The following is a 6,060-nucleotide window of genomic DNA, read 5'->3' as shown; positions in this document are numbered from 1 at the left end:
ACCTCAAGATCACCGGAGCCGTGCCCGCCCCGTCAAATCCACTCTGGACATCAACACAGAGCCCTCAGTCGCGTACTCTCCGACTTTGCCGTGCCCGTGGCCATCACCGTGATCCATGGGCTCATCAGAAGCTGTCAACATTGGCGAAGGTAGCATCGGTGGCCATATGTTGTACTGGGCAATGACTTTCTGCAGAAAGGTTAACCGCCGAGATCGCCGATCAATATGTCGTGTCGAGAACTGAAGCCTCGATCGTGCGGGTGCTGATAATGCCATCCGTGCTGCTCAAGCGCACGATCGTATTCGTGGAGGAGTCCGCCGAGTCGGTCGTGTCGGCGGATGCGGAGACGTGTGAGGGCTGCTGGCTCGGCAGTCGGGTCGGGCGATGCTCGTTGCCGTTCGAGCACCGTGATCTGGTGTCGCAAGGCGAGGATCTCGGCGTCCTTGTCACGGTCGCTCATCGGCAAGAGCCGCAGCAGAGCCAGAGCGTCGGTCACACCGAGATAGTCCAGTCGCAGCAACACAACCGACCATCCTCGCGGAGCCCTCTCCATAGAACGTCACCGAGGTACGGTCGCTGAAACCAGCCCGGGTCCCGCCGTCACGCGTCGGCGATGGAGATGGCTGTGACCAGGACGGATGAGGATTTCGGCACCCGCAGGCCTGTCTCGTGCCCGGCACCAGACGCCGGAAACGCTCCGTGACTGGGCCGCGAAAATCCGCAGCGCAGCAGCCGGCCGAAACCACGCCGGGCCAGGCGTTCCGCGACGAAGGCAAGGCGTCGGCACGGGCGCCCACGTATGCCCCACACGGGCCCCGCAAAGATCCAGGCCGTATAGCCCAGAAGCTATACGGCCTGGTGAAACATGGTGCGCCGCGTAGGACTCGAACCTACAACCCGCGGATTAAGAGTCCGCTGCTATTCATGTCGGCCAATGTTAAAAATTGCCTCCCAGTATCGAAATATGCCACCTCATCTAGGCGTACGCAATGCCCGAGTGTCAGTAAATGCTGCCGGGTGATGGTCCACGCCAGGGCTGTCGATCACGCATGGATCACGCATCGATCGCACGATCGGTGGCATCAGGGCCCGTAGACCCCACCCTGGACACGGGTTGCGGACAGCATCATGGGGCGAACCGCCGCCGGTATCGTCGGTGTGCCGGCGCGGCTCGGTGTCGTCGGCTGTCACCGGGTTGCTGCACGAGGCGGCTTGGATCGCGCAGGCATCGGGGCCGTGGGTTGGTCCAAACGGTATTCGGCGACGACGTCGATCGTGCCGATGATGTTGGCGTTGAGCTCGTCCAGGTCCTCGGCGGGGATCCAGTACTCCAGGATGGTGCGGCCACCGACCTGATGAACCTCGTACTGGTCCAGGAAGGAGCGACGGACCTCGAACCTGGTCACGTACCCTGCTCCGGACGCCGGGACGTTCCAGTCCCGGGCGATCATGGTGGCGTATTCCTCGTTCAGTACCGGGTAGAAGATCGGCTGATCCGCCAGCCGCGGCGGCCAGGCACGCCACCCCGAGCACTCGACCAGGGCCAGTTCCTGCGGCCCGGTCGGCCGCCACAACGTCACCGTCTCGACATCTACCACGAGAACCATGATCGCCTCAGGAAGGTCTGGCGGGCCACCGATTACCGGACCGGTACACCGGATCCGGTGCCCACAGCCAAGACACCCCGATCGGCCCCGGCCGGGCGCCGCGGTCACTGTCCGTGCGCGCCACGCCGATGCCGCGTGCACGGATTTGCCGAGAATCGAATGTTTGCCGAGGCGACGTTTTGGTCGTGCGGGCGGTTCTGGGCAGGTTGGCGTATCGGCACGGTAAGCAGATTGCCGGTGGCCAGGACGAAGGCCGCTGTCATGATCCAGATGGCTGGCCGGAATCCGAGGGTGGCGTCGAGGAGACCGCTGATGACGGCGCCCAGCGGGATGGTTCCGTAGTTGATGAGCTGCACGGCGGTGATGACACGGGTTGGAGCGGTTCGCTGTGGCGGATGGCCAGCAGACAGGCCGCGGAAGTCAGGAAACTCGCCGATTCAGCACCGAGTCCGACGGTTGCGCCGGAGAGTTGACCGATCAGCCCGCCCGTCCCGGTCCGGCGGCCTAGGCGCGCCTGCCGTCCGCAGACGATGAACTATCTGCTCGAGGCGGTCACGGCCCGGAACAGCGACCCGGTCCTGAGCCCGGCGCTATCGCCGGACCGGCACTCGGCGAACGCGAACCGCGGTGCCTGACCATCCGTCGACAAGACAGTGACCCCGGTCCATTTGGGCCATGACCGTCCGGCTTCACCGGGAGGTTGACCGGGGCGTCAGGAAATTTCGTCCCGGCGCTGGGGAGGGTATTCAGGTGCGATCCTGGTCGATCAAGAAGGTGACCCTGGCGGGTTCGATGGCGGTGGTCCTGGCCGGAGCTTTGGCCTACGCCACCGTCAACGCCGACGCCGCAGCGGCCGGCCCGCCGGACCAGCCGGTCAAGGTCACGGCCGTGGCAGGCGACGCGTCCGCCGACATCAGCTGGAAGGCTCCGGCCACGGGCGGCGCCGCGATCACCGGCTATGTGGTCACGGCCGCGCCCGGCGGCGCGGCCCTGCGGACTACCGCGGCCACCAGCGTGCACGTCGCGGGCCTGGTCAACGGGCACCGCTACAAGTTCACGGTCGCCGCGATCAACGCGGCCGGAACCGGCGCGCGCAGCCGTCCCTCGAACACGGTGACGCCGCTGGCGGCGGTCGCGCCCGGTAAGCCCCGTTCGGTGAGCGCCACCGCCGGGAACACCAGCGCGACGGTAACCTGGAAACCGCCTGCCAGCGACGGGCGCAGCCCGGTCACGGGGTACCGGGTACTCGCGCAGCCCGGCGCGATCGAGGTGACGGTGGGCGGCGACGCCCGCACAGCCACGGTCAGCGGGCTCGCCAACGGGACGCGGTACCGGTTCGTCGTCGCGGCGGTCAACTCGGTCGGGAAGGGGGCGGATTCCGAGCGTACGGGAAACGTCGTTCCCGCTGTCGGACCGCCGGGAAAGCCCGCCTCCGTGCAGGCGTCGGGCACCGGAAAGGGCGTACAGGTCAGCTGGCAGGCCGGTGACGACGGCGGCTCGCCGATCACCGGTTACGAGATCACCGCCAGCCCGGGCGGCGCAACCGTGCGTGCCGCGGCCGGTGCCATGTCGGCGACCGTCGGCGGTCTGCGCGCCGGAACCGCGTACGTGTTCACCGTGCGCGCCCGCAACACCAAGGGCCGCGGCCCCGGGCAGGCCACCGCCGCCACCAGGCCCGACGCCACCGTCACGGCCGGAACCGTCGTGCTGTCCAAGGAGTCCCTTGCGGCCTTGACCGGCGTGGCCGCCGACCAGACGCTGACCTTTACCGACGCGCCCGACCAGGTGCGCAAACTGGTCGCCGGGAACGTGATCGTCGCCGACGTCAGCGAGCAGACCCCGGCCGGCCTGCTGCGCAAGGTCGTCGCAGTCACCACCGAGGGCACGACCACCACCGTCACCACCGCGGCGGCCGCGCTCGACGACGCCCTCGCCGACGGCGGCCTCGCGCTCGCCACCGACCTCGACGCCGGCGACGTGCAGCACTTCCAGGCGGCCCGTGACGGCGTGAAACTGGTCGCGCCGAAGGGCCTGGCGAAGATCGCCGCGCCCGAGCTGACCATCTCACTCGACATGGACCTCGCGTCGCAGGGTGACAAGAAGATCCATCTCACCGGCTCGCAGAAGATCACGCCCCACGTGGCGTTCGACGCGTCCGTGCACTGCTGTTTCCACACCGACACGCACTTCACTGCGACCGTCGACGTCGAACGCAAGGCCGAGCTCACCGCCGAGATCAGCAAGGAGCTCAAGGCCAGCATCAAACTCGGCCAGATCGACTTCGAGCCGATCCGGTTCACCATCGGGCCCGTCCCCGTCGTGATCATCCCGCGGATGGAGCTCACCCTCGAGGCGTCCGGCTCGATCAGCGTCGGCATCGTCACCTCGGTCAGCGAGACCACCACCTCGGGCGTCGACATCACCAGCCACGACTCCCGCGTCACCGCTCGGCCGATCAACAACCGCACCACGGCCTTTCTGCCGCCGACCGCGTTCGCCACGGCCAAGTTCACCATCGGGCCGCGCGTCCGGCTGAGCCTGATGCTCTACGGGGTGGCCGGGCCGTACGTCCAGTTCACCGTCAACGTCATCGACTTCGAGGCGAACACCAGCGAGGACCACTTCATCACTTTGCAGATCAGCGGGACGCTCGGCGCGGGCTTCCAACTGTCCCTGGTGGGCAAGAAGATCGCCGACTGGCAGCAGGACCCGATCGTCACCCTCGCGCTACCGCTGTACCGCTCCGGCCCGTTCATGGGCGTGACAATCAACCCGAGTACGGCGACGGTCCAGACCGGCGGAACCGTCGCGTTCACCGCAACGGTGGCACGCTCGCCCGACCAGACCGTGCAGTGGAAAGCGCAGGACGGCACCATCACCGCGGCCGGTGTCTACACCGCGCCGGACAAGCCCGGCGTCTACAAGATCACGGCCACCAGCCCGGCGAACGGGCTCAAGCCGGAAACTTCGGCGACAGTCGAGATCACCGTCACCGCGCCCGACGACAACGGGCCGCCCGCAGTCCCGGCCCAGGCCGACGTGCTGCTGGCCGGAACCGGCGACTACGGCAACACCAACGGGGTCGACTGGCTCCAGTCGCAGCTCAAGGCGGCCGGCTACTCGGTGGCGGCCACCAAGACGGACACGCTGCCCGCGGACCTCAGCGGCTACGGGCAGATCTGGGACGTCAGCACCGTCCCACTCGACGACGACGACCAAGGCAAATTAGTCGCGTACGTCAAGACCGGTCATGGCGTCTACTTGACCGGTGAGCGGCCCTGCTGCGAAGGCCTCAACGCGGCCGACACCACGATCGTGAAGGGCCTCGTCGCGGGCGCCACCGACCTGCAGATCGGCGGACTCGGTGACCCTTACCTCCAGACCGGCCCGGTCACCGTCAACCCGGACGCGCCCGACGGCCTGAGCACGAAGCCGTTCGCGGTCACGACCTGGACGGTCAGCGCACCGGGCGGCATCGGCGGCCTGCCGGCGGCGGACGTTCTCGCCTCGGCCGGCACGACCCCGGTGGCTGCCGCCTGGGGACCTGACGAGGTGAGCGGCAAGGGCCGGATCACGCTGCTGATGGACATCAACTGGATCGACCCGGCGCTCATGGACACCGCCACGGCCGGTCAGTTCGCCCAGAACCTGGCCTTCTACCTGAGCGGCAAGGCCACCCCACCGGCGGCACCGGCCGCCCTGGTCAAGCCGAACGCGGCCCAGAAGAAGCTCGTGGGCAAGAAGTCGCCCAGCGCCGCGAGCTGAAAACACGTCGGGGACGCCGGGTCCACCCGGCGTCCCCGATCACGTTCTTACGCCTACCTGTGCTGGACCTCATTGTGCTATCGATAGACGGCCGCCGGACATCGCCGCTGAGTTCGCGTGGAGGCGGTTCCAACCGTTCGCGGTCGTGGGTGAGCTGGAGCCTTGTTGTCCCGCGGCAATGGGCCAGCCAGCCTGCGCCAAGTGCCTGCTGGATGATCTTGGCGACGAGGGCTGGGATGACGGGGTCGAGCTCGAACACCTCGGACGCTCGGCCAACTGGTGCGGTGATGATGGGCCCGTAGTTCAGCCACGGGTCGTCGAAGGTGACGATGACCTCGAGTGTGCCGCCGCGGTCTGGTGCGTCCTGCCAAACCTTGACCATGACATGGCCGGGATCGACGCGACCGACGGTCCATCGGTAGCCGATGCCCTCAACGACAATGCTCCTGATACGGGACCGCGCCACGATGGAAGAGTAGGTGCCATCGCGCCGGGCCGGTAGCGAAATTTCGGCCTCGAACCTGCCGCGAAGCGCCGCAATACAGGCTCCGTAGGGCGTTTGAGTGAAACACGACGACGCACTGTTCTGCCGCGAAGAAGGCGCCCGAATGCTACTCAGGGTGACATTAGCGGGGCCTGGTGATCGGGAGTTCCGGCAACGAGCGTCAACGAGCGCTACGCGGGCGG

Annotated in this window: 5 protein-coding genes; 2 read left to right on the top strand and 3 right to left on the bottom strand. The window is 67.4% G+C overall.

The features are described 5' to 3' along the window. Positions 1-200 precede the first annotated feature (200 nt). The 3 genes from IH26_RS63735 to IH26_RS0151930 all read right to left on the bottom strand — a co-directional run bounded on the left by IH26_RS63735 (position 201) and on the right by IH26_RS0151930 (position 1,964). Positions 201-524, bottom strand: coding sequence for a hypothetical protein (locus IH26_RS63735; RefSeq protein ID WP_084599879.1), 324 nt, complete (start codon positions 522-524; stop codon positions 201-203). Positions 525-1,188: 664 nt separating this feature from the next. Next, the gene (locus tag IH26_RS0151935; RefSeq protein ID WP_342668383.1) at positions 1,189-1,599 is read right to left on the bottom strand and encodes an ADP-ribosylation/crystallin J1; all 411 of its coding nucleotides are present in this window, start codon (positions 1,597-1,599) and stop codon (positions 1,189-1,191) included. A gap of 113 nt (positions 1,600-1,712) precedes the next feature. Then, positions 1,713-1,964 carry a hypothetical protein gene (locus tag IH26_RS0151930; RefSeq protein ID WP_030443719.1) on the bottom strand — a complete coding sequence of 84 codons (252 nt, stop codon included), beginning with the start codon at positions 1,962-1,964 and terminating at the stop codon, positions 1,713-1,715. A gap of 394 nt (positions 1,965-2,358) precedes the next feature. Here IH26_RS0151930 and IH26_RS0151920 point away from each other — a divergent pair, with 394 nt between their 5' ends. Then, complete coding sequence (locus tag IH26_RS0151920; RefSeq protein ID WP_030443718.1) at positions 2,359-5,373, top strand: fibronectin type III domain-containing protein; 3,015 nt, start codon at positions 2,359-2,361, stop codon at positions 5,371-5,373. 145 nt (positions 5,374-5,518) lie between these two features. Next, complete coding sequence (locus IH26_RS61015) at positions 5,519-5,875, top strand: hypothetical protein (RefSeq protein WP_157437901.1); 357 nt, start codon at positions 5,519-5,521, stop codon at positions 5,873-5,875. The last annotated feature ends 185 nt before the right edge of the window (positions 5,876-6,060 follow it).

This window comes from Actinoplanes subtropicus (assembly GCF_000721705.1).
GTDB lineage: Bacteria > Actinomycetota > Actinomycetes > Mycobacteriales > Micromonosporaceae > Actinoplanes > Actinoplanes subtropicus.
The sequence above is the reverse complement of the archived record's forward strand: the minus strand, read 5'-3'. Positions and strand labels throughout refer to the sequence as shown.